Annotated in this window: 13 protein-coding genes; 4 read left to right on the plus strand and 9 right to left on the minus strand. The window is 45.3% G+C overall.

Features of this window, described 5'->3' with window-relative positions; translation table 11 throughout:
- Nucleotides 1-71: 71 nt before the first annotated feature.
- The 6 genes from RBB45_RS19010 to RBB45_RS19035 form a co-directional block, all read right to left on the minus strand.
- Nucleotides 72-1,994, minus strand: a complete 1,923-nt coding sequence (locus RBB45_RS19010) for a S8 family peptidase (RefSeq protein ID WP_306010190.1) — start codon at nucleotides 1,992-1,994, stop codon at nucleotides 72-74.
- 174 nt (nucleotides 1,995-2,168) lie between these two features.
- Nucleotides 2,169-3,560, minus strand: a complete 1,392-nt coding sequence (locus RBB45_RS19015; RefSeq protein WP_022544486.1) for an N-acetylmuramoyl-L-alanine amidase — start codon at nucleotides 3,558-3,560, stop codon at nucleotides 2,169-2,171.
- Nucleotides 3,561-3,870: 310 nt separating this feature from the next.
- Nucleotides 3,871-8,271, minus strand: coding sequence for a S8 family serine peptidase (locus RBB45_RS19020; RefSeq protein ID WP_306010191.1), 4,401 nt, complete (start codon nucleotides 8,269-8,271; stop codon nucleotides 3,871-3,873).
- A gap of 269 nt (nucleotides 8,272-8,540) precedes the next feature.
- A complete protein-coding gene (locus RBB45_RS19025; RefSeq protein ID WP_022544488.1) occupies nucleotides 8,541-8,672 on the minus strand; it encodes a hypothetical protein in 132 nt (43 codons plus the stop codon).
- Nucleotides 8,673-8,734: 62 nt separating this feature from the next.
- A complete protein-coding gene (locus tag RBB45_RS19030) occupies nucleotides 8,735-9,613 on the minus strand; it encodes a helix-turn-helix domain-containing protein (protein WP_009792689.1) in 879 nt (292 codons plus the stop codon).
- A gap of 186 nt (nucleotides 9,614-9,799) precedes the next feature.
- A complete protein-coding gene (locus tag RBB45_RS19035; protein ID WP_306010192.1) occupies nucleotides 9,800-14,653 on the minus strand; it encodes a bifunctional 2',3'-cyclic-nucleotide 2'-phosphodiesterase/3'-nucleotidase in 4,854 nt (1,617 codons plus the stop codon).
- 360 nt (nucleotides 14,654-15,013) lie between these two features.
- On the opposite strand from RBB45_RS19035, the gene RBB45_RS19040 reads away from it, so the two are divergent.
- A complete protein-coding gene (locus RBB45_RS19040; protein ID WP_022544490.1) occupies nucleotides 15,014-15,583 on the plus strand; it encodes a transposase in 570 nt (189 codons plus the stop codon).
- A 118-nt stretch (nucleotides 15,584-15,701) separates the two neighbouring features.
- Here RBB45_RS19040 and RBB45_RS19045 read toward each other — a convergent pair whose 3' ends face one another.
- Together RBB45_RS19045 and RBB45_RS19050 are read right to left on the minus strand one after the other, a co-directional pair.
- Nucleotides 15,702-16,871, minus strand: coding sequence for a hypothetical protein (locus RBB45_RS19045; RefSeq protein ID WP_306010193.1), 1,170 nt, complete (start codon nucleotides 16,869-16,871; stop codon nucleotides 15,702-15,704).
- 348 nt (nucleotides 16,872-17,219) lie between these two features.
- Complete coding sequence (locus RBB45_RS19050; RefSeq protein ID WP_009792685.1) at nucleotides 17,220-17,447, minus strand: hypothetical protein; 228 nt, start codon at nucleotides 17,445-17,447, stop codon at nucleotides 17,220-17,222.
- A gap of 208 nt (nucleotides 17,448-17,655) precedes the next feature.
- Between RBB45_RS19050 and RBB45_RS19055 the strand changes: the two genes are divergently transcribed.
- Together RBB45_RS19055 and RBB45_RS19060 are read left to right on the plus strand one after the other, a co-directional pair.
- Nucleotides 17,656-19,278 (plus strand): SWIM zinc finger family protein, encoded by a 1,623-nt coding sequence (locus RBB45_RS19055; RefSeq protein WP_306010194.1) that lies wholly within the window; start codon nucleotides 17,656-17,658, stop codon nucleotides 19,276-19,278.
- On the plus strand, nucleotides 19,271-22,099 hold the full coding sequence (locus RBB45_RS19060; protein ID WP_306010195.1) for a DEAD/DEAH box helicase: 2,829 nt from the start codon (nucleotides 19,271-19,273) through the stop codon (nucleotides 22,097-22,099). Before RBB45_RS19055 ends, RBB45_RS19060 begins: the two co-directional genes overlap by 8 nt.
- A gap of 3 nt (nucleotides 22,100-22,102) precedes the next feature.
- Here RBB45_RS19060 and RBB45_RS19065 read toward each other — a convergent pair whose 3' ends face one another.
- The gene (locus RBB45_RS19065) at nucleotides 22,103-22,519 is read right to left on the minus strand and encodes a hypothetical protein (RefSeq protein WP_306010196.1); all 417 of its coding nucleotides are present in this window, start codon (nucleotides 22,517-22,519) and stop codon (nucleotides 22,103-22,105) included.
- Between the two features lie 201 nt (nucleotides 22,520-22,720).
- Between RBB45_RS19065 and RBB45_RS19070 the strand changes: the two genes are divergently transcribed.
- The gene (locus RBB45_RS19070) at nucleotides 22,721-23,131 is read left to right on the plus strand and encodes a helix-turn-helix domain-containing protein (RefSeq protein ID WP_009792681.1); all 411 of its coding nucleotides are present in this window, start codon (nucleotides 22,721-22,723) and stop codon (nucleotides 23,129-23,131) included.
- Nucleotides 23,132-23,235: the final 104 nt, after the last annotated feature.

Genomic DNA, 23,235 nt, shown 5'->3' on the forward strand with positions numbered 1-23,235 from the left:
CGAAAAAGGAGGGTATATATGTAAGTTGACATATCTGAACATAAAAAAGACAGGCATAAAGCCCGTCTTTTTTATCTTAAACCTTTATTTTCCGCCCTTGCCAGGAATACGGCATAGGAGGAGCGGAGCATCTTTTCTCCCGGCTTGAATGTACCATCAGGATAGCCTTCTGAAATATGAGCTCCGGCGATTTTCAGAATTTCCTTTGAACCGGCTATGCTTGGGCTCACATCTGAAAATGAGACATTTGAAGCCTCAGGCAGTTTATAGCCTCTCGCTATCAAAATGGCCATTTCTGCGCGTGTCACCGGCTCATTCGGCCTGAATGTCCCGTCTTTGAACCCGGTCAATATCCCGCTGGCTGCAGCTCCTTCAATATAGCCAGAAGCAAAGCTGGCAAATGGAACATCCTTAAATCTGGTAGCCTTCTGGGTGCCTTCGATACCCAGCGCCCTTCCAATCATTGCAACAGCTTCTGCCCTGGTTACAAGCTTTCCGGGACCCATCATTTTTTCCTGATAGCCGTTCAGTATACCTTCCCTGTTGAGGTATATTAAGTGCCTGCTGTACCAAAGCGAATTTGTCATGTCCTTGAAGTAAGGAGAAGCAATCTCTGCAGAGACAAGCGTGCTTCTGTCCAGTTTCTCTTCCTTCCCGTTCAGGGGCACAATCATGTAAGGGACCTGTCCTTTTACCCCGTAGTCCTCAAAAACTGGTTCTGCGGCCCCTTCTGCGATCAGTCCGCCGAAACGATATACATTATAGGCCTTGAATTCCTTCAAAACATTCTGCATATCCAGTGAGATTTTCCCGCTGTTGTCTGCCCTGGCCGAGACGGGTATCGGATTTACCTTTGCTGTGTCTGCCTGAACGAGGCCGTATCCGTAAAGATGATCTTTTCCCTGAGTGCCAAGGTCCTTGGCATTTGTCTGCAGAAGCTTCCTGATCTGCTTATTCGTGTAGCCGGGATATTTCTGCATATATAGTGCTGCCATTCCGGCTACGAAAGGGGATGCCATTGAAGTCCCCGTCATGTACCCATACCCTTGAGGCGTTGTGCTGTAAATAGAGCTGCCCGGTGCGGCTAGCTCTATTTCAGCCCCGCTGGAGGATGAAGGCACCTTCACATTCGCTTTATTGACGGCGGATACGGCAATGACACTCGGGAACTTGCCGGGATATTCCACAGTATTCACATCGTCGCCCTTCCCCGAGTTTCCGGCTGCAGCAATGATCAGGATTCCTTTTTCATAAGCTTTATCTATCATTGTCCGGATACCAACATCATCATATGGTGTGGTGAGACTCAGATTGATGATATCCACATCGTTTTTGATGGCCCATTCCAGTCCTGCCATGACAGTGGATGAAGTACCGTCCCCTCTGCGGTCCAGCGCCTTGACCGCATATAATTGTGCTTCAGGGGCCACGCCGACTATGCCGACCTCATTGTCCAGGGCACCAATGATACCTGCCACATGGGTTCCATGCCCGTTCTCATCCTTATAAGAATCCTTGCAGGCCAGCGGATTATAATTAAGATCCAGTACACAGGCACCGCCAGCGATGGAAAGATCCTCATGCTCAGCAGCACCGGAATCGATAATGGCAATCTTTACGCCTTTGCCTGTCAGGCCTGCCGGCTGCATGGACGTTCGGTTTATATTCCCGTGCGCCCATGGAATCACCTGTCCGCCCACCTGTACCTTCTGATCCTTCTCAAGGCCCGCAAGCTCACCGGAGAGGCGCAGTACTTCTGCCGAGGCGGCAGGCAGCTTAACTGCAGCGGCATGGATCAGCCCATATTCCCGCGTTACTTCCCCGCCTGCCGACTCAATCAGCTTTTCATTGATCTCCCCATTAAAAAACGCGATGTAATTAGCCTCCTGTGTCTCCGGGGCGGCTTTTGCAGCAGTGCTGCCATTATTCATGACCGGAAATAGGATATTGCTTATTAACAACATAACTGCCGCAGGCATCAGCCATTTTTTCATAGTTAAAGACTCCGTTCTACTAGATTCACGAAAGCGGGGAACGGCTTCAGCAAGCTGCCGAATCGCTATCATTCTTTCATTCTATCATTATCTTATATAAAGGCTGAACTATAAAACAAAAGGAGCTTAATCAGCTCCTGTTGTTGTTTATATCTTATAGAGTCGGGGTAAATATCAGATATTATAGTAAGAGGACACGTTGTACCCTTTTTGCTTATAATAGTCTAAAATCCCGAAATAAATCGCCTCTGCCGCTTTCTGTCGCCAAGCTGACGATTTGAGTTTTTCATTATCTTTCTGATTGTCAATGAAACCAAGCTCTACAAGCACTGCAGGCATGGTATTTTCACGGATTACGTGGAAGTTTCCGTGTTTAACGCCTCTGTCATAGAGTTTCCAGGCGTTAAGCAGCCTGTTTTGGACTGCTGCTGCCAGTGCCTTGCTTTCAGCTGTATTTGGATTCGTTGCAGCCGAATTATAATAATAGGTTTCGGTTCCGTTGGCTGTTCCATTGAATGCATTTGCATGCACACTCAGGAATATATTCGCTTTAGCAGCCTTGGCAAATTCTACCCTTTTCTGCAGGGAGATAAATACATCGGTTTCCCTTGTCAGCTTTACATCAAACGGAGTCCTGCTCAACAGGCTCTTTACCTTTAAAGAGGTGTCCAGCACTACATTCTTTTCCAGGATGCCAAAACCGCCTGCACCTGGATCGGATCCGCCATGTCCAGGATCAATTACGATTGTCTGCAGGGCAATCGGATCATTATTTACATCCCCCGGCTTATAGCTTCCATCCAAGTATGCACCATGTACCAGCCCTTCAGCAGAGCCGGACTTTATGTACACCCAGTCTCCTACATTATAAGCAGCCTGTACGGTTGTTCCCTGTGCTAAAGAATCAACCTTTGGATAATCTGTGTTCGGCCCTGTCCGTACATTCAGGGAATCTGCGTTTACCGTAAGTTCACCTGTAAATGAAACACTTGCGCCGATCCTAAGCTTGTAATCTACCGATCTGGCGAGGAATACGGAAAAATCCGCCCTTTTAATATTGGAATCATATCCAAAATTCGTTGGTGAAATCCCCTGGGCTATCCCCCTGGCCATCAGTGCATTCGCTGCACCGCCCGTACTGTTCTCCCCGTATTGGAAAGCACGGCTGATCAGCAGGGCCATTTCTCCCCGCGTCACCGGCTTGCCCGGCTTGAAGGAGCCATCGGAATATCCTGAGATGATCCCTTTATCTACAGCTGATTGAATATATCCAGAAGCAAACGACTGACTGTTGACATCTTTAAATTGTGTGACTCTTTTCGCTCCATTAAGGTTTAAAGCCCTCCCAAGCATCGCCGCCGCTTCTGCGCGGGTTACCTCCTTGTTGGGGCTGAAATATCCGTCTGAGCTTCCCGTGACAATATTACCTTGAGCCAAGTACATGATTTCCTTGTAGGCTCTGTAATCAGCTCCTACGTCCTTAAAGGATCCAGCCGCTTCAGATGTTGTGCCAAAGAACGGCAGCATCATCAAAGCCAGCAAAATCACACAAAAAAATTTCCTCATTATCTAGCTTGCTCCTTTCGCCATTTTCCTACATTTTAACACACTGGAAGCTGTACCTGTATAATCCATTTTGTCTATAAACATGAAATTTTGTAATAAAATATTTCCAATTTCTTTATTTTGTGTCTTTTTCTACTATATTAAGAACCTTTTTTATGAGTCTATTGATTCTGGCTGTGAAAAAATAAGTGCATTAAGAATTACCCCTTTTAATATGAAAAACTAAAAAAGCATCAGTTCCCGGGACCAGGAGCTGATGCTTTTATAGTTTACGTTTTCATTTCAATTCGATTTCAAAGATTTTGCGTTATTAGATCTCATCCAGCAGGGAAAGCTGCCTGTACAGCATAACTGCAGCTTCCGCCCTTGTTGTGTCCGCTTTCGGAGCAAAGGTTCCGCCGGCTTTTCCTTTTACAATGCCAAGGGCCGCTGCCTGGGATACTGCTTCCCGCAGACCAGGACTCACTGTACTTTGATCCTTGAATTTCTTTTCGGAGGATACGCCGTCCAAAAGATCTTCATTCAGGTAGCGGATGGACCTAACGATCATGGCGGCCATCTGCTCACGCGTTATTTCCTCTCCCGGATTATACTTTCCTTTCAAATCGCCCTGTACAATGCCTGCACGGCTCGCAGCCTCAATATGGAGCACACTCCATGATTGCTTGGCCGTAACATCGGGGAAGACACCCCTGTAGGATTCTGTCGGTATATTTAAGGCTCTTACAAGCAATACGGCAAACTCTGCTCTTGTCAGCTTATCGCCGGGAGCAAATCTGTCTGCCGTCTTCCCTCCTGTAATGGAGCGGGAAGCCAGCACCTCGATTTCATCCTTTGCCCAATGCGTCTTGATATCGTTGAATGTTTTGCTGTTTTCTAATACTGCATACTTGGAGAAGTGATTCACCGAAAATGTTACTGAATCCCCTTCAGCCTTGCCGCCTGTGTATTCCCATTTGTTCTGCTGTTCATTCAGGTAATAAGCGGCAGCCTTCCGCTTGTCATTCAATTCGGCCCCTTTGATTGAAAGGCTTACTGACACCGGCTCGCTGAAGCCTGTCAGATAGCGTTCCTTGCCATCTTTAGTGTAGATGATCTTTAAATCATACACATCCGAAATTCTCCGCTGTCCTTTTTCTGCTGCTGGAAGCTCGGATTTTTTCGGCTGAAGCTCTGAAACACTGAACTTGATCTCTCCTGATGAAAGTCCTGCTGCCTCTTTTAGAACCTTGGCCGGAATGGTGATGCTGGCATTACCTGTAGCCACTGTAAGAGACTTGTTTTTGTCTGCTATCTTCTTAATCGTTTCAGGCTTTACAACTGCCTGGAAGGAAGAAGCATCCTTCTGTGAAGATGAGAGATCAATAGTAACAGATGATTTAAGAGGATCATTGATAGCGGCAAGAATTTTACCTTCATCAACTGTCAGGGTTGCCGTGCTTCCTTCAAGCTTTAAGTCGCCCTGGCTGTCTCCAGCAGGAGGTGCCGGCGGTGTTCCGCCCCCGCCTCCAGGGCTGCCTGGATTACCAGGGTCTGGATCTCCTGGATCACCCGGGTCGCCTGGGTCCTCACTGTCTTCTTCAGCCTCGAACTCTTTTTCTACTGCGTTTCCTGCATAGTCAAAGGCAGCTACAATGATTTCCTGGCCTGCTTCCAGGCTGTCAGGAAGGATGTACTCTACTGCATCGCCCGGCAGTCCGGGGGTTTCTTCTGTTGTGAAAAGCGTTTCTCCATCAATGAAAATATCAATATAGGCAATGCCGCTTCCTTCCGCGTCATCTTCTGCCTTGAATGTTAATTTCTGTCCGCTGTAGCTCGCTTCTAATTGCGGTTTTGTATTATCAATCTTGACCGGAATTTTGAAGCTTTGGAAGTCTGCTCCCTGATAATCAATTTTTGCCTTGATTTCGTAGAAATAGTCTCCCTCAGCGATTTTGTTATTTACTTTTCCATCCCAGCTTCTTGCAGGGTCAAGAGAGTAAAGCGGACTGCTGCCGCTATCATAATAATTTTTCGTAATATTATTTTCTGTTCTCAATTTCCTCAGCAGCTTACCTTCATCATCCAGAATATTGAATTCTGCTGTTTTGGCATTTCTCAGGAAAGATAAAACAGGGATTGCCTGTTCCTGTATTCCGTCTGAATTGGGAGAAATGGCAATGGACTCAGGGAGGGTTGCCTTTGTGAATGCATTATAGCCAAGATAGCCATACTCCCCATCCATCACGGTTACCATTCCTGCCATTTTATAAAAACTATCTGCCTCCCATACAAATCCGTCCAGGATCGGAGGGGCATTCCAGTCTCCCTTAAAGCCTGTATAAGGGACAGTCAGCGGAGGATTTTGATCTTCCGTATCAGTAAAAGTTACAAATCCTTCAGCAAAATACCCGTTTGCGAAAATTTCTTCCGGTGAAACTGTGCTTGTTCCGTCCTCACTCAGCACTTTAGCTTCTGAAAGGTCGATGTCCACTTTGATTTCTGCGGATGAATTTGCCGGCACCGTGATCACTGGTGCCTCCTCTCCATTGATGGCCACTTTTGCCCCCTGGAGTTCCTGTGCTTCCAGCTGGCCTGGCTGTACACCCAGATAGCCTTCTTCAGCCAGATCTGTCTGGGCATTGACATTAACCTGGTATACGGCCGCAGCATCTGAGTAGTTAGTGGCTTTAAGCGTAAAGGAAATAGAATCAGCTGAAATTTCCTTCAAAGCCACTTTTGCCTCGTTTGTCGCTGATTCTGTTACAACAACAGGAGTGTGCAAGGCTGCATTCAGCTGCATCATGCCTGCTCCCTGGCGGCGCGGCGAATAGAAATTATTCTGGGCAAGCTTGCTCTGCGCTGGGCCTTGATCCACAATCGGCTTTGCCGTATTCATAAGAAGGTTCTTGGCGAAAGCTGCCCGCTCATAGCCAGCCAGGCTGAATTCCTTGTCCACTCTCTCGAGGATAAGGGCTGAGCCGCCGGCAACATGAGGCGCTGCCATGGATGTACCACTCATCATCCCGTATTGATTATTATTCAATGTAGAGTAGATCTGTCCGCCGGGAGCTGTGATTTCCGGTTTGAAATCAAGATTAGGCGTAAGCCCCCATGAAGAGAAATCACTCATTTTCCCGGATTCCGGGTTTGCTACCTTGGCACTTTCCCCATTAAAGGAAACTTTCACTTCCTCACCGCTATCAAGGGCTGTTTTCAGCATTTCCCCATCCTGCATCTGCATCTCTATCTGAGGGATTACAACCGCACTGTCAGTGGCCATTCCAATCATTCCATCGGTATGATTGTAGATAATGACTCCGACTGCTCCAGCTGCCTGTGCGTTCAGGGCCTTATCTACAAAGCTGATTTCTCCGCGCTGGATCAGTGCGAATTTCCCTTCAAGATCAGCAGCCCGGGTTTCTTCCGGCTTGCCGAGTCCTGCATCGACCACTGAAAACTCTTCTTTATCCAATGCACTTGGATGGACGCTTCCTGCCGACAAAAACGGAAGCAGGCTTTCTTTTTCCCCGATTGAAACAGAAGCAGCTTCAAGATCCATAAAAGAGTTCTCTGAAGAAGCAACCTGAAGGGAATCATAAGATACTCCCGGAGCTCCGGAAACACCGATATCAGGATTTGAAGCATAAGGATTGTTTTCAAACCCGTAGCCAAAATGGGCAGAGTTGCCGCCTGAAATAGCCACAAGGACACCGCTGTCTACTGCCCTTTTCACAGCCATCTGCTCTGGGTCATCAGCAGAAACAAATCCTGCCGTTGAGCCAAGGCTCAGATTAAGGACATCGGCCCCCAGCTTGATGGCATCATCCATAGCTCTTATATAGATATCTCCGTAAGTTGACTGGAATTCAGGGTCATTTCCGAACACCTTCAAGGCCAAAAGCTGGGCCTCAGGCGCGACTCCCTTAATTCCGCCATTCTCCTCATCCCCATTTGCCCCTACTGTACCTGCCACATGCATTCCGTGCATGCTCGCATCAGGTCCAAGATCAAGGATTGTATCGTTATCATCCATATAGTTATAGCCATACGGGACTTTATCTGTATAAAACTTGCCCGGAAGCTGATTGGCAGAGATAAGGCTGTCTGTATCAGCCTGTGATAATTCTGCTGTGGAGCTGTCCGTCAGCACCATATCTTTATGATCCGGGTCAATGCCGGTATCAATGACGCCGACAATCATGCCTTCACCTTTGACTCCGTATTCCCTCCATGCTTCCTGAGCCTGGATAAATTCCTTGCTGTAACGCATCTCCGGCTTTTCTTCCGGGCGTTCATATTCATTGACGATATGTACTTTCGCCACATTCTTTAATTTTCCGATGGCTTCCATGTCGCCATATTTCACTTCGGCGCTGAAGCCGTTGACAATCGTTGTAAAGCTGTTGAGATATTTGATTGCGACTTTTTTGGATTTGATTTCATTTTTAACCGCGCTTTGTGCAGTCACCGCATCTTTTTGAAGCTTATTTTTAACAGTTGGTGCTAAATCACCGAATTTCACGCCGCTTCTGCGCGCGTATTCTATCGCTGGTTCATCATCAAGCTCGACCAGTACACGGACCTTATCATCCGGCTTATATTGCTTGTCCAGCATCAATTTCTGCTGAACCGTTTTAGCTGAAGCCTTTGCAGGAGCAGCCGCTCCCATCGCCCCGGTTGCAAAAAGAAGGAGCATGATCATCAAAATAGAAAAGCTTTTCTTTATCACTGTCTTCCCCCCATGTTCTTTTACTATTTTTCCAGACTAATATCCCTTCTTTATTTGTCAGAATAGTAGATTATTGTTAATGTACCAATATTTTAAAGAAATGTAAATGTTAGCATTGGGGTCGAAAGTACTGTTTGATGGTGAGTGAGGTATTGTTTATTCAGGAATTTTTTCATAGAAGGGGGCTCACTGCAGAGAGGTGGGAGAGAGGAGAAAGTGCCGGTCAAAAGGAAAAAGCGACAGGCAGAAGCCTGTCACTCTGTTTTAAATTAATGCTGTGGTGGAAGGCCTGTTGTTGTTACTCCTCCGCCAGGCGTTACAGATGTATCAACTAATCCTAATCCAAACACTCCAGTTACAAGTGCACTTGCAAGAGTAAGGCCAGCAATAAATTTTTTCATACCGGAATTCCTCCTATCCTTTTTATATTGTAAGCATATTCCTGTTGTTACATATTATGTTATCATTTTTTTAATAACAATGCCATTTCATTATTAACCAAATCTATGAATTTTTCATTTCGCTGTATGGAGAAGACCGTTTTTGAGCTTTCGATAAACTCAATCCCTTTATCTTCTTCCCCAATTTTGAAGTAATTTTCTCCGCTTTGATAATTGAGTTCACCCAGCAGATACATGGTCTCCGATTCAATGCACATATCAATGCCCCTGTTGCTGTAGACAAGTGATTCATGATATTTGCCCATCTCCGACAGTGTCTGAGACAATCCGTAAAGTACACGAATTTTGATTTGGCTGTTTTTAATAAAAGGCAGGCTCTCAAGGCGGCCGTAGGCTTTATAATATGTTTCATACGCTTCGTGAAAGCGCTGTTCCTCGTAATAAATAACGCCGATGCTGTTCAGGATTTCAATTTCCCTTTCTGTCCAGACATTGGTGTCCACCTTCGTAAGGTCGATGGCCTCCCATAATACATCAATCGCTTGCTGCACATTCCCTGAATTATAATAAATCGAAATACCTTCATGCCATTTTAAAAATTGAAGATGAAAAGGCGTTTGAAACAGGGGATTGTTCATCTCCCTTTCTACTATCAGCCCGATGGATTTATACTCCCTGTTCCGGATATACTTTCGGATTATCTGCTGTACGGCTTCTATGTAGGTAGATGAGGTAGATTCGCTCACATCAAAGAAAATATTGATCTTCAAGCCCATCTTCTCCCCCAGCTTTTCCAGGATGTCCACGGACGGATATGACTTCCCTTCCTCGATTTCTTTTACTGCCTGCGGAGGACAAATATTCGCTGCCAGCTCCTCATGCGAAAGATTAGCCGCTTTTCTCAAACGATGCAAAGTTCTGCCGATACTCCCAAGATCCATTTTCGGGCCTCCATTCCAGGAATGTATTTGGTTACTAGATAACTATTCTGTGCTTGTTTTGAAAATCCTTCTTTTTTTGGTGACAGGCACCTCCCGGAATTTGTCGAATTATATATTTTGTTTTCTTTCGGGAGGTGCCTGTTTAAAGCAGAAGAAGCTCCCTAGGGAGGGAGCTTCTTTCTGCTTTTACATCATGTCAGAGAAAGTGAGGGCATTTTGGATCATTTTAACGATTTGAGCCCTTGTTGTATTCCCTTTAGGATCAAACTTGCCGTCAAGCTTACCGCTCATTACGCCGGCTTGAAGAAGAAATTCAATATCTTCCTTGGCAAAGCTGCTGATCTTCTTCTGATCTTTCAAGCTGTCAAGTGACTTGGACTTATCTGCTTTTGAAGCATCATAGCTCATGTAATCCATTGCACGCTTGATCATGGCAGCTGCCTGCTCACGGTTAACCGTTTCATTTGGATCGAATTTGCCATCCTGCTTTCCTTTGATAATTCCAGCCTCTACTGCAGCCATGATTTCTTCAGCATACTTGCTGCTTTTGCCAATGTCCTTGAAGCGTCCATCGTAGTCTGCTTCAGGGGAGAGCCCCAAGCTTCTTGTCAGCAATAAAGCCAGCTGAAGTCTGGTTGTAGAAGTGTTCGGCTTGAATGTACCGTCTTCATATCCCTGGACGATATACTTAGAAGCCAGTGTTTCTATATCATCTTTGTTCCAAATCTTTGTGATATCTTTAAAGCTTACAGAGTTTTCCACAACTGTATAGATGCCGTTTGTCAGGCTCTTAAAGATTGCTTCTTCACCCTTGAATTTCGTTGGTACTGCTGAGAAAGTTCCGTCGGCATTTAGCTTTACAACTGTTGCATGCTTTGGATCAACCTGCTTATTGAGTGTAATCACTCTTTCATTGTATTTAGGAAGTCGGCTGATTTCCTGTACCTTGTCGCCAGCGTTAGCTGAAACATTGAATTCAACTAGTTGAGATACTGGCTTAAGAGCGTTTTTGCTGATTACACCAGCAGTGTCTGCTGCCTCATTAACAGAGATAGACAGTTTAACATCTTCAGCTTTGGCACCCAGCTGTTTCGCAATGTCTTCTACTTTAATATCATCTACAGAAAGCTTGTAGTCAGCCTTATCTGCATTCACTTCAATTGTGAATTTCTTATGCTGATTTTTCAGCATTTCAAGAATTTCAGCAGAGATTTCTGCTTTTACTTTTTCCTGCCCAACAGCTGCTGGAAGAGTAATCGCAATTGATTTTGCATTTTTATCAGATGCCAGGTAGCTCTGGATTTTCTGCTCATCAAGCTTCGCTACTGCATAAACTTGTCCATTCACAGTTTGCTTTTCTACTGTTGCATACGGCAACTCCGGAGCAGACGGTGTACCAGGATTGCTTGGCGGAGTTGGAGCGGCTACTTTCTGAATCCTTCCTTCCACACCATATGTGAACGGCTTTTCCAACGTCTTTACAAAGTCAACCGTTGCATCCAAGTCAATTTGCCCAACTTCAAGGTCTGTCGCAAGTTCTGCAATCCCATATGATAGATTGCCATACATATAGTTATTCATAACAACCGTATATTCTTTATTCTTATCAATCGGTGTGCCATCTTCATTAAGAATATCCACTACTTTGCCTTTTTTAGCTGCACTGTCCCAAGAATATGTGTACTTGAAGCCGGCAATGTGGAAATCAAGGCCTTTTTCAGTGATCTGCTTATTTAATATTGTTTCAAGATCTGCTCCGCTCAGCTTCACTTTGTTCAGAACATTTCCGAAAGGCTGGATGGCGAACAGGCTTCCAAAGGTTACATCACCTGCAGGCAGATTCGCACGCACTCCACCGCCATTCATCAGGGCAAAATCTGCATCCATTGAAGCAATCATTCCATCAGCAATCAGATTACCCAGTCCGTTATCAGCATATTCACTGTTCACAGATGGATAGCCTTTTGCAAGCTCAGTGGCATTTTCACCGACTACAACAGCTTTAATCGGCTCTACCTTATCCGCATACTTTTTAAGGATAGCAGCAACATCGGCATCCGGTGTATAGTCGCTTTGTTTAACCTGAACAATCTCAGCTGCTTTTCCGACAATGTCGCCTGTAGCTGGATCGATTTCGATATCTACATCAGAAAATGCTGTTCCATAAGAATAGGCTTGGACAATCAGCTTGTTGTCTACTACTTTATTCACTTTCACGTGGTTGTGAGCCGCAAAGATAATATCAACTGCATCATCTACATTTTCAGCGATAGTTGATGCATCATACAAATCAGCTTTTTGCTCCTGGAATGTAGGATTATGCGCCAGTACTACAATGGCTTCAACACCTTGCTCCTGAAGCTCTTTTGTATACTTGTTGATTGCTTCTACTTCGTCGGTAATCTTAAGGTTCTCATTTCCTTTGCGTACAATCATGTCAGGCGTTTCTTGTGTCACAACCCCGATAAATCCAATCTTTTGGCCGCCTACTTCTTTAACAGCATATGGCTCAGTAATCAGTTCATCAGTGCTGTCGTCGTAGACATTTGCTGCGACAACAGGAAAGTTCATTCCATCATAGTCTTCTGTGCCATTTGGATGCTGGCCTCCATTGATCATCCGCTTCAGTTCATCGATACCTTCATCAAATTCATGATTCCCCAATGTACCAACGTCAAAGCCCATTGCTTCCATGATTTCTACTGTCGGCTCATCCTGGAACAGAGCTGATACAAGCGGACTTCCGCCGATCATATCCCCGGCATGTACAAGAAGTGTATTCTGATTATCAGCTTCCCTTTCCTTCATCGCTGCAGCTGTGAAATCAATTCTTCCAGAAGCTATGCCATCTACCTTAGTAGTAGTGTCCAGCTGTCCGTGAAGGTCGTTTAATCCCAGCAATTGTACTTTTACATGATCATTTGGCTGTTCAGCAGGTGTACCTTTTAGATCGATATTGAAAATACCGAAGCCTTGATCATTTTTTTCTCCAGTATAAGAAATGTTTCCATCTTCTTTTAAATAGGCTTCTGCCTTAGGAGAAGTAGTAAAGGTTACCTTTACATCTGCATCAATCGGAGCGATTGACCAGTTATTGTCAGCAGTAGGCGTAATTGTTTCTTCTTCTGTGATGTAGTCCATCAAAATCTGACGGTTTTCATCTGCAGAGTCCACAACCAGCTCGCTTCCTTTAACGCCCGGGAAGTTTCCGCCGCCGCCTGCACGGTAGTTATTTGTTACAACGATAAAGTCCTGATCAGGATCAACAGGCTGGCCGTCATATGTAAGGTTAATGACACGGCTGCTGTTTGCATTGACCACTTTTCCATCTTTATCATATTTGGCCGGCTTGGTTACATCGATTTGATAATTAACTCCATCAATAACATCGAAGTTGTAAACTGGGAAAGAAGGATTTAAAAGCTCCTGCGTTTCTGTCTTGGCAGGATCAATTGTGTTGAATTTCCCTGCGGTCATCTCAATCCATTCTTTTACGACAGAACCCTTCACCTTAACCGCCTTTAGCGTGTTGTCATAAAGGTAAAGATCTCCTGCACTCCGGATCGTCAGGTTGCCTTTTTTAATCTCAGTATATTCTTCTGCACCGTTTCTTCCGGCTTTAAAAGGAGCACCTACTGATAAAATTGGAAGATCTTTGTACTCTGGCTTATTAAGGTTGATATACTTTTCTACAAACCATTTCTGGGCATTGGTTACAACTTGTACAGAAGGATCATCCTGTACAAGGGCGAAGTAGCTGTAAATGTCATCTGTTGTTGTTCCAATTGGCTGATTTACATATTCAATTGTCTTATTGTGGGCCTCAGTAACTGCAGCAACCACCTCTTGATCAAGAGCAACCGAAGTTGAAACTTCACGTGTCGAGGATTGAGATCCCGTTACAGTCCAGGAATCACCCTGCTTCTCCAGTGTCAGGTCGATTAAGCCAAGAGAACCTCCGCCGTATCCAGCTTGTACAGCTGCCACTCCATTGATTGTCCCTTTTGCATTGTCAACTCCAGGCAGCACCTTGCCAGAAGCGTCTTTAAACAGGATATCAAGGGCGGCTTCAGTTTTAGCAGGGAATACTTTATGGGTGTGTGAAAAAGTAATGGCGTCAATGCCTTCTACTTTACTAAGACTGTATACAGTGTCCTCTGTGTTTTCCTCATTTCCGTTAAAGCCGGAGTGTGCCATTGCAATTATGACATCAGCACCTTCTTGCTTCATTTGAGGGATGAATTTAATGGCTGATTCTATAATATCTTTTGTAACTACTTTCCCATCTAGATTGGCCTTGTCCCAATCATTGATCTGAGGAGGAGCAAATCCAATATAGCCGATTTTAATTGTTTGAGGATTTCCTTGTTCGTCAGTTACTTCTTTATCTACAATTCTATATGGTGTAAATTCATTAACATCATTCTCGGGATTGTCGTCTTGATCATCTGTGTACACATTAGCATTAACGAAATCAAAATTTGCATCATCATAAGCTTCATCAAGGAAGTCCAGGCCGTAGTTAAACTCATGGTTCCCTAAAGTGGCCATGTCATAGCCCATGGTATTCATAGCGGCAATGGAAGGGTGAAGCTCGCCATCTTCAAGCGGATCAATCTTGGCCACGTATGTACCAAGCGGAGTTCCCTGGATAAGGTCCCCGTTATCTACCAGGACACTATTGGGTTCTTCTTTACGAGCGTCTTCTATAAGGGTTGCTGTTCTGGCCAGTCCAACTTTTTCAGAAGCGGCATTTTTGTAATAATCAAAGTTTAAAAGGTTTGTATGAATATCGGTTGTTTCCATGATTCGAAGGTTCAGTGTTGAAGCGCTCTCCTGCGGTACTGCCGTATTGTAATTCACTTCTGGTTTTTCAGCCAAAACATTTACAATTGAAGCTTTCTGCACAGATTGTGAAAGCGCTTGATTATCAGCCGCCTCAGCACCTGCTTGAGTTGAAACGAAAGGAACGGATACAAGGCTTAAAGCCATTGTTGAAGTTAGAACTTTATTTATACTTCTCTTCTTCGACTTTTTCATACCATATTCACCCTTTACTAATAAGTAGAATCATTACAAATTTCGCTAAAATGTAACAACCCAGTTATAAATATATCAGAAATAAATAGCGAATAGTGTAAAAATTATTTAGCATTACAAATATTTTGTAAATGAGATAGTGGTGAATAGTGGTGACAGGCACCTCCCGGATTTTGTCGAATAGCGTTGGAATTAGCCAGATCGAATGGAAAAGCAATGTTTTTTTGCTAGAAATCCTTTCACACCGGGCAATCACTTTTCATCTTAATCTGTTCAATTTCCATTCCAACAGGAAGGAAAATTATGGTCTAAAGTCAAATAATTAACAATGCGTTCTATCTATTTATTAGGGAGGTAATTATGGCAAGACCAAAAAGAATCTGGAGCCCCAGTCACTTCCACCATGTGGTGAGCCGTGGGAATTGGCGGGCCGATCTATTCCAGGAAGATCATGACTTTGTATCCTTTATGAATCTTCTGCATTACTTTCACCGTAAAACCGGACTGGAGCTGGCAAGCTATTGCTTAATGAGCAATCACTTTCACCTGCTGCTCCGAACCCAGCAAGTCCCGCTCCCCGGAGTAATGAGAAATTTGAACAAAGGTTATGCTGATTATTTTAACAAGCGCTATGGAGTGCAAGGGCATGTATTTGAGAAGAGGTATTTCAGCAAGCCCATTTATGATGCATATGGCCTCCTTGAGGTCAGCCGCTATATCCACTTAAACCCCGTCGAAGCCTCAATTGTCGATCATCCACTGGACTACCGCTGGTCCAGCTTCCGCTACTTTGACCCCACCCGTAAAAACCTTCCCGATTATTTGAATATTTCTGAGGTGTACAACCTCTTCGCAGGCAGAAATGACGCCCAGAAAAAAACGGCCTATTATAAATGGCTGATGAAGAAATTTGAAGAGAGTTTGAGTTAGAAATTGGTGACAAAATTGGTGACAGGCACCTATACCACTTGCCCAAAGTGGTATGGGTGCCTGTCACTTAAAAAAGAGGATGCCATTTCAGGCATCCTCTTTCTTATTTAGCAGTATATCAAGAAGCATCTTCGGAAGTGCTGTTGTTGTCTTGAGCTGAACCTGTATCAGGGTCTGTGCCAGCATCCTGCTGGTTGTCTGGTGCTTTTCCGTTATCTGCTGGTTTGTCTGATGCATTGTCCTTTTGCTCTCCTGCAGGTGGGGCAGCCTTCTCCTCATCCGCTGGCGGGACTGCTTTTGATTCTCCCGGATTTGCAGATGAATCTTGATTAGCAGGTTTTCCGGTATTATCCGGTTTCTCTGCAGGAGGAGACTGATTGTTCTTCTCTTTTTCAGCTTTCGCTTTAGCTGCTTCTTCTGCTTCAATCTGCCCCTTTACTTTTTCAATGTTGCTTTTAATACTGGCTATCTCATTTTCCAGCATGGCACTTTCGGTTCTGTATCTTTGCAGGCTATCTGTGTAAGACTGAAGGTTTTTCTCGGATTCATCAAGCAAACTTATAAAACTGACTTCTTCGTCCTCCAGCTTTTTTAAGATTTCTTTCAGCCCTTCTGTAGCTAGATTCATTGGTGTGAGCACTTCAGAGAAATAGGCCTTCTCATATTTGCATTCATTAATAGCTTTATCTTTAAATCCATTTATTTCGGCCAATAAATTTTCTAATTCCATTAACTTTAGGCTGCCGTTTGTTTTACTTTCTTTTAAGACGCTTTCCAGATAGCTCTTTATACTTTGTGAATAAGCTGCCAGCGCTTTAGACTCATTTTCCATTTCCTGTATTCCACTGTTAACAGCTCTCAATTGGCTTTTTACACTGTTCAATTGGCTTACCAGTGAATTCTTTTGCAAAGTAAGTTGATTTACCGCAGTTCCGCCCCCTGCACCAGTATTGTCTGAGTTAGTCTCGGAATCATCTAATTTGTTGTCATTAAGAGATTTCAATTCTGAGATTGAGATTGCAGTATTTTTTTCTTTTAGCTGCTCTCCAGCTATCATAGCAGCTTTGGCCTCCTCAATAACTTCTTCAGATAAATTTACCGCAAAATCCCGATAATCTTTTTCAATTACTTTAGGAAAAATAAAACACGCTCCAATTTGGATTTCTTTTTCCTGGGTAGAATTGAATTGTGCATATGTAGGCGACGCCAGTTGGGCACCTCCGAGAATCATGGAGGAAAGCGCTGTACTCGCCGAAAAAGCCTTAAAAAGCCTTTTGCGCTTTTCCATTCTTGCCCTCCTTAATTTATCTGCTCTTGGCTCCACTAATGAAATCCCTCCTCCTGAAAGAACCCCTTCTTCTTTAAGTTCACTAACGTTCGTTATATAGAATAATTATACATGGTCATCTTATATAATAAAAGAAAAAAGTAATTAATTTTTTCCTCTTGTTCTTCGAGGTCCGCTTAGTTAATTATTATTCTTCAACCAAAGGAATAAGTACAAGCTGATAAAGAGTCCCCTAAAAAAAAAGCCCCCATCAGGATCTTCTATTTATTATAAATCTCCTTATACGCAATCACCTTAATGCGAGAATCTCCTCTTCGATTGCTTTCAAGCTTTTGGATTACTCCTTCTTTAGGTACTGTTCCTTCCTGTATCTGCTGTAGTGCCCTGAATCTCAAATATGCTGACCATTCTTATCAAGGCCCGTGCATCCTGCTCCCTCGTTTTGAAAGGCAACTGGCTCTCATCCACTGTTTCTGCTTCCTCAACATACTTCTTCAGCTCTGGGTAGCTTTCTACATATTCTTTCACATCTTCCAATTGACCGCTGTTCTTCAACTCTGTTGTTACCGTATCCATTACTCATCAATTGGTGACAGGCACCTATACCACTTCCTTTAAGTGGTATAGGTGCCTGTCACCATCAATAACTCCCCCGCCTTTTAGACTCCCGCCAAATGCGGTATAATAAAGGAATATGTATTTTATCGGAATGCTGTTGTTTTTGTGTGCTTTTTTGTGTTTTTTCACCTGGGTTTTGCCGGGTTAGAGTATAGGGGGGATTGTTATGGCGCAGATTCCTGAGCGGTATTTGGAGGGGCTGCAGTTTGCTGCGGGCGAGCTGAAGAGCCTGCTGAGGCCGGAGGACCAGGAAGATCAGAAGGTGGTCCAGAAGGGCCTGCTTTTGTATCATCAGGGGCTTGTGCATCAGCTGAAGTATGAGGGTGACCAGATTACGGCCGTGGTCCAGGATGTGACGCCGGCAAAGGTATCGCTTGACCTTGACTTCATTAACCATAGTGAATGCTCCTGTCCGCATGAAGGGTTCTGCCGGCACCGGATGGCTGCGTTTTTCTATCTCTTGTCCCAGGGCAGCAGTGTGGCCGCCTGGCTCAATGACTGGCGCCAGCCGGTCAAAGAGACAAAGACGGCCGCTCTGCAGGGACTGAAGACGGCAAGGGATCTGCTGAAGGCGAACAAACAGCAGCAGGAACCTGATTATGACAACTGGAAATCTTCCATAGAGGAAAGTTTTGATAAAATCCTGCTTGGCCAGGGTGACCCGAAGCCTTATGTGATGGCAGAGCTGTTCCAGGTCCACCTGCGCCGTCTCAGGGCGGCGGCCCCGGTCGAGCAGGAATGGCGGCTCCTTTATATGCTGATTGCGCATATTGTTTCTTTTAAAAAGCTTATCTCCCTGAGCATGGAGCTCGGCTATTTCGAGGATACGATCAACCGCTATTACCGCCATCTCTTCCATCTCATGACCGAAGAAGCGGCTGACATTACCGGCAAGCTGACGGTCCAGTCTGTGCCCTTTGCGTTTGATGAATTCATCGGGAAGCTGAAAGAGGAAACCGCGGAGCTTCTGACGAACGACTTTGAGATTGAATATGAGCGCGCGCATCTCTACCGTCTGCTTTGGACCCATCTCTTCAAGAGCAAGGAATGGCGGGATGAGGAAGTCAACAAGCTTAACAGTCTTCAGGATGAGCCAACAATGCCTCTGGTTGTCGGGGTGACCCATCTTCATATCCTTCTTCGTGAGGATGAAGATGCGATGCGGAATATCCAGGTCCCTAACGCGGAGATGACGCCATATATGTTATACTGGCTCGACTATTTCACCGCCCTTAAGGAATGGAAGCGGGTGGCTCCGTTTGCTGAGGTGTTTGTCTCACGGCTGAAGGAGTATCTGAGCTGGAACAATGAATATAATGCGAGCATGGATTTTTCCAGGATGGCTTTGAAGGCACTGCGCCCCTATACCGGCGAGACGCGGCGGTCTGATCTGTATGAGAAAGCCATGATTCAGACGCTGCCGTACAGCTACCGGGAATATGAGGATGTTCTTTTTGAACAGGAAAACTATGAAAAGTGGGCAGAGCTGCAGGCTTATATCGGCTTTGATATCAGCATGCTCCCTTCTGAGCGGATCAAAAGGATTCAGCAATCCGAGCCTGAAATCCTGCTTGGGCTTTACCATCAGTCTGTGCAGGGCCATATCAACATGAAGAGCCGGGATCATTACCGGGAGGCTGTCCGCAAGATGAAGAAGCTGCGGACCATCTATAAAAAATTAAAGCGGCAGAATGATTGGGAGCTTTTTCTGGAAATGATTCTTGAAAAGACCAGGCGCCTGCGTGCCTTTCATGAAGAATGCAAAAGGGGTAAGCTGATCGATGCTTAAAACACGTTTTATAAAAGTGAACGTCCAACAATATGATAATGATACTTTTTTCATTGGAGCTTCTGATGAGCAAGGCAAATGGATGGGGCCAAACGAATGGCAGAACCTGCTGTTCAACAATCATAAGGAAAGTTTTTTCGGGACGATGCTTGCACCGGCTGAGCTGGATGGCGCCCCTGGCCTCCTGGTCAACGGCTGGCAGCTCGCTACGCTGTTTGCGAACGAGCAGTTCAACCGCCTGATCGAATGGGACTGGGACGAAACGGCCGAGATCTGCCTGGCTGCCGGACATGCGCTTGAGGAATCCATTCTTGAAAAAGAGTGGGTACCTGACTTCAAGGCGTGGGAGCGGAATGAATTTCACTGGGCGCTGCCTGAGAATGTGCTTTACGAGTTTGATGATTCCTTCTGGGAGCGTCCCCTTGATGATGGAGAAGAGGAACGCTCTGTCAAAGCCTTCGTCCAGCATTGGTTTGACCGCTCTTTGAATGATTATTTGAACCGCAATAAAGAAATGAAAGAAATGTTCGGAAAAAAAATAGACAGCCTGCAAAATGAAGATATTGCGCCAAGCCAGCTGGCTGCCTACTTTGACGAAGAAAGCTGGCAGGAATGGATTGGGCTGAAGGAAAATGATGTCCCATTTACAATCGGACTGAAGCTTGAAGAGCCTGCTGATATAGACAGCTTCTGGGACTTGTCTATTTTTCTGCGAGGAAAAAAGGATCCTGATCTGTTTGTCGATTACCGTGATGAAAGCAACTATCCGCGGGGCTGGATGAAGTATCAGGAGGTCATTGAACGGGAGCAGCAGCGCTGGATCAATGTATTTCCCTGGCTGAACGGCAATAGCGGCATTTCAACCCGCCTGACGGAAGACGAAGCATGGACTTTCCTGACAGAAGCAAGTGAAACGCTGCTTGCGCTTGGCGTCGAGATTCTCCTTCCTTCCTGGTGGCAGGCGATGAAGAATGCGAGCATGAAGGTGAAGGCGAAGGTAAAAGGAAATTCCGGCAGCCACCGCCCTTCCTTCGTCGGACTGCAGGCAATGCTTGATTATGACTGGCGCTTCAGCATGAACGGAGTCGAGCTGTCAGAGGATGAGTTTAATAAACTGGTTGAAGAGAAGCGCCGCCTTGTCTATATCCGCGGCCGCTGGATCAAGCTCGACCACGGCTTTATCCGCCAGATTCAGGATTTGATGAAAAAAGCGGAAAAAGAGGGGCTGCATGTCCGTGATTTGATTGAGCAGGAATTGTCCGGAGAAGATGATTCAGAAGATGAGCTCGATAATCCGAAAGCATTCGCCCGCATCCAGATTGAATTGAACCGCCAGTGGAAGCAGATGGTGAAGCAGCTGCGCGAGGTGAACAATATCCCGCTCGCTGATGCGCCGGAAGCACTTCACGGCGAACTCCGTCCCTATCAGCAGCTTGGGATGAGCTGGCTGTTATTCCTTAGGAAATACGGATTTGGTGCCATTCTCGCTGATGATATGGGGCTCGGAAAAACCGTCCAGCTCATTTCTTATTTATTAAAGGTTCGCGAGCAGGAACAAGATGGTGCCTCTCTCATCATCTGCCCGACGTCGGTGCTCGGCAACTGGCAAAAAGAGATTGAACGATTTGCCCCTGATCTGAAGGTTTATCTCCATTATGGACAGAATCGCCTGAAGGATCAGATGTTCACGGAAGAGGCTGAGAAAGCAGATATTGTTTTGACATCCTACGGCCTGACCCATCTGGATTTGGCTGATTTCGAGGCTGTCACCTGGAGCTCGATCAGCATTGATGAAGCCCAGAATATTAAAAATGCGCAGACCAAGCAGTCCCGGGCAGTCCGGAAGCTGCGCGGCAAGCATCATATTGCCCTGACGGGGACGCCGATGGAAAACCGTCTCAGCGAGCTGTGGTCGATTTTCGATTTTACCAATCATGGCTATCTCGGCAGCCTCGGGCAATTCCAGAAACGGTTCATCCTCCCGATCGAGAAGGAAGATGAAAAAGAAAAAGTCCAGCAGCTCCAGGCAATCATCCGCCCCTTCCTTCTGCGCCGGACGAAGAAGGACAAAGAAGTTGCCTTGAACCTGCCGGATAAGGTGGAGCAGAAGGAATATTGCCCGCTGACCGCAGAACAGGCATCGCTTTACGAGCAGCTGGTCAAAGACACTTTTGCCGAGATTGAGAAACTGTCAGGCTTTGAGCGCAAAGGGCTTATTCTCCAGCTGCTCAGCCGCCTGAAGCAGCTTTGCAATCACCCGGCTCTTTACTTGAAGGAAGAGAAGCCTTCCCATCTGCTCGAACGGTCATCTAAGCTTGAGAAGCTGAACGAGCTCGTCGATGCCGTCCTGGAGCAGGAAGAAAGCTGCCTTATTTTCACCCAATATATTGAAATGGGGCATATGATCCAGAAAATCATGAAAAAGCGGCACGGAATTGATGTGCCATTCCTGAACGGAAGCGTCTCAAAGAATGAGCGCGACCGAATGATCACCAGGTTCCAGGATGGGGAGTTCCCTGTCTTCCTGCTGTCCCTGAAGGCAGGCGGAACCGGATTGAATCTGACAGCAGCGAACCATGTTATCCACTATGACCGCTGGTGGAACCCGGCTGTAGAGAACCAGGCGACAGACCGTGCCTACCGGATCGGCCAGGAACGTTTCGTCCACGTTCACAAGTTGATCTGCACAGGAACCTTGGAAGAGAAAATTGATCTGATGCTAGAGAAAAAGCAAACGCTCAACGACCAGGTAATCCAAAGCGAAAGCTGGATCACGGAGCTGTCCACCGATGATCTCCGTGATCTTGTGCATCTGGCTTAAATTTTATAAAGTCCGTTTCTGTCTTTTGTATTCCACAAGAGATGGCAGCGGGCTTTTTTCTTTGGTTTTTACCCGGCTGTCAGGCACCTGCATCGCAAATGACACACTATTACGGCTGGTTTTTATCAGAAGGCTTGATAGGAGACGATAGTTGATTCCGTTATTTTCACGGAGAAGATTCTCCCGGCCGCCCGGCTCGTTGTCATACTGCAGCTGCTTGATATCAGTGTGATTTAATCTGGAATAGATGCGGTGTGAGGTGTTTTGATCAAAGAGGATTTGGCAGAAGTGGGCTGATGGGTAGGGCTTCAGCAGCTGAAGGGCATCAAAAAAGCCTGGTTTAAAATCAATGTTGATTTTCCTCGCATCTGTTGTTTGAAAGTAAAGCTGATGTTCCACCCTTTTTGGATTTTTCTCCATAAATAAAATACACTCCTTATCATTGGTATTCGTTTCCATTTTTCTATTTCGACAGCTTTCTTCAAATTTCCTCTATTCTTTTTTCTCTTTTATTAACGTGCGTGATTTTCACTATTATAAGTGTGAACCATTTTCACAGATGATTTATTCATTCCCGATTCTCGTTAGATTAAAGGAAAGTGATGAACGAGGGTGGACAAGATGAGCCTAGCGGATAAATTGAAAGAATTGCGGAATGTGAGGAACTGGAAACAAGAATATGTGGCTGAATTGATGAGGATTGACCGTTCAACGATCAGCCGGTATGAAAACGGCAAAAGCATACCTCCCTATCAGATCGTCCTTCAATTTGCAGATATATTCGGGGTGGATAAGGAATACTTGATCGAAGAGCTGGATGAAATGCTGAAAAACGCCAATACTTCCTATGTGCTAAAGGAAAATCCCGAAGATTTGGACATGGAAATGATTCGCCGTCTCCTCGCTCAGACTCCTTCCTTGAAGGAACCATTGCTGGAATTGGCATTATTCGATAACTGGACGAATGAATATATTGCCGGAATTTTAAAAGCGGTCATTAAAGAGCATAAAAAGTTCAGGAGAATGACGTGAATATTATTTTTGGGCGCTCTTTTAGCGGAAGGGTGCTTTTTTGTGCGGAGGATTTAATAGTCAGCAGGGAGATTAGAAATGATAAAAACCGGCAATTCCACTCG

It is taken from the genome of Bacillus sp. MMSF_3328 (genome assembly GCF_030733525.1).
Lineage (GTDB): Bacteria > Bacillota > Bacilli > Bacillales > Cytobacillaceae > Bacillus_AB > Bacillus_AB infantis.

Coding starts and splice junctions, on each gene's coding strand:
- RBB45_RS19010 (WP_306010190.1), bottom strand. CDS start 1,994: ATGAAAAAATGGCTGATGCCTGCGGCAGTTATGTTGTTAATAAGCAAT.
- RBB45_RS19015 (WP_022544486.1), bottom strand. CDS start 3,560: ATGAGGAAATTTTTTTGTGTGATTTTGCTGGCTTTGATGATGCTGCCG.
- RBB45_RS19025 (WP_022544488.1), bottom strand. CDS start 8,672: ATGAAAAAATTTATTGCTGGCCTTACTCTTGCAAGTGCACTTGTAACT.
- RBB45_RS19030 (WP_009792689.1), bottom strand. CDS start 9,613: ATGGATCTTGGGAGTATCGGCAGAACTTTGCATCGTTTGAGAAAAGCG.
- RBB45_RS19035 (WP_306010192.1), bottom strand. CDS start 14,653: ATGAAAAAGTCGAAGAAGAGAAGTATAAATAAAGTTCTAACTTCAACA.
- RBB45_RS19040 (WP_022544490.1), top strand. CDS start 15,014: ATGGCAAGACCAAAAAGAATCTGGAGCCCCAGTCACTTCCACCATGTG.
- RBB45_RS19045 (WP_306010193.1), bottom strand. CDS start 16,871: ATGGAAAAGCGCAAAAGGCTTTTTAAGGCTTTTTCGGCGAGTACAGCG.
- RBB45_RS19050 (WP_009792685.1), bottom strand. CDS start 17,447: ATGGATACGGTAACAACAGAGTTGAAGAACAGCGGTCAATTGGAAGAT.
- RBB45_RS19055 (WP_306010194.1), top strand. CDS start 17,656: ATGGCGCAGATTCCTGAGCGGTATTTGGAGGGGCTGCAGTTTGCTGCG.
- RBB45_RS19060 (WP_306010195.1), top strand. CDS start 19,271: ATGCTTAAAACACGTTTTATAAAAGTGAACGTCCAACAATATGATAAT.
- RBB45_RS19065 (WP_306010196.1), bottom strand. CDS start 22,519: ATGGAGAAAAATCCAAAAAGGGTGGAACATCAGCTTTACTTTCAAACA.
- RBB45_RS19070 (WP_009792681.1), top strand. CDS start 22,721: ATGAGCCTAGCGGATAAATTGAAAGAATTGCGGAATGTGAGGAACTGG.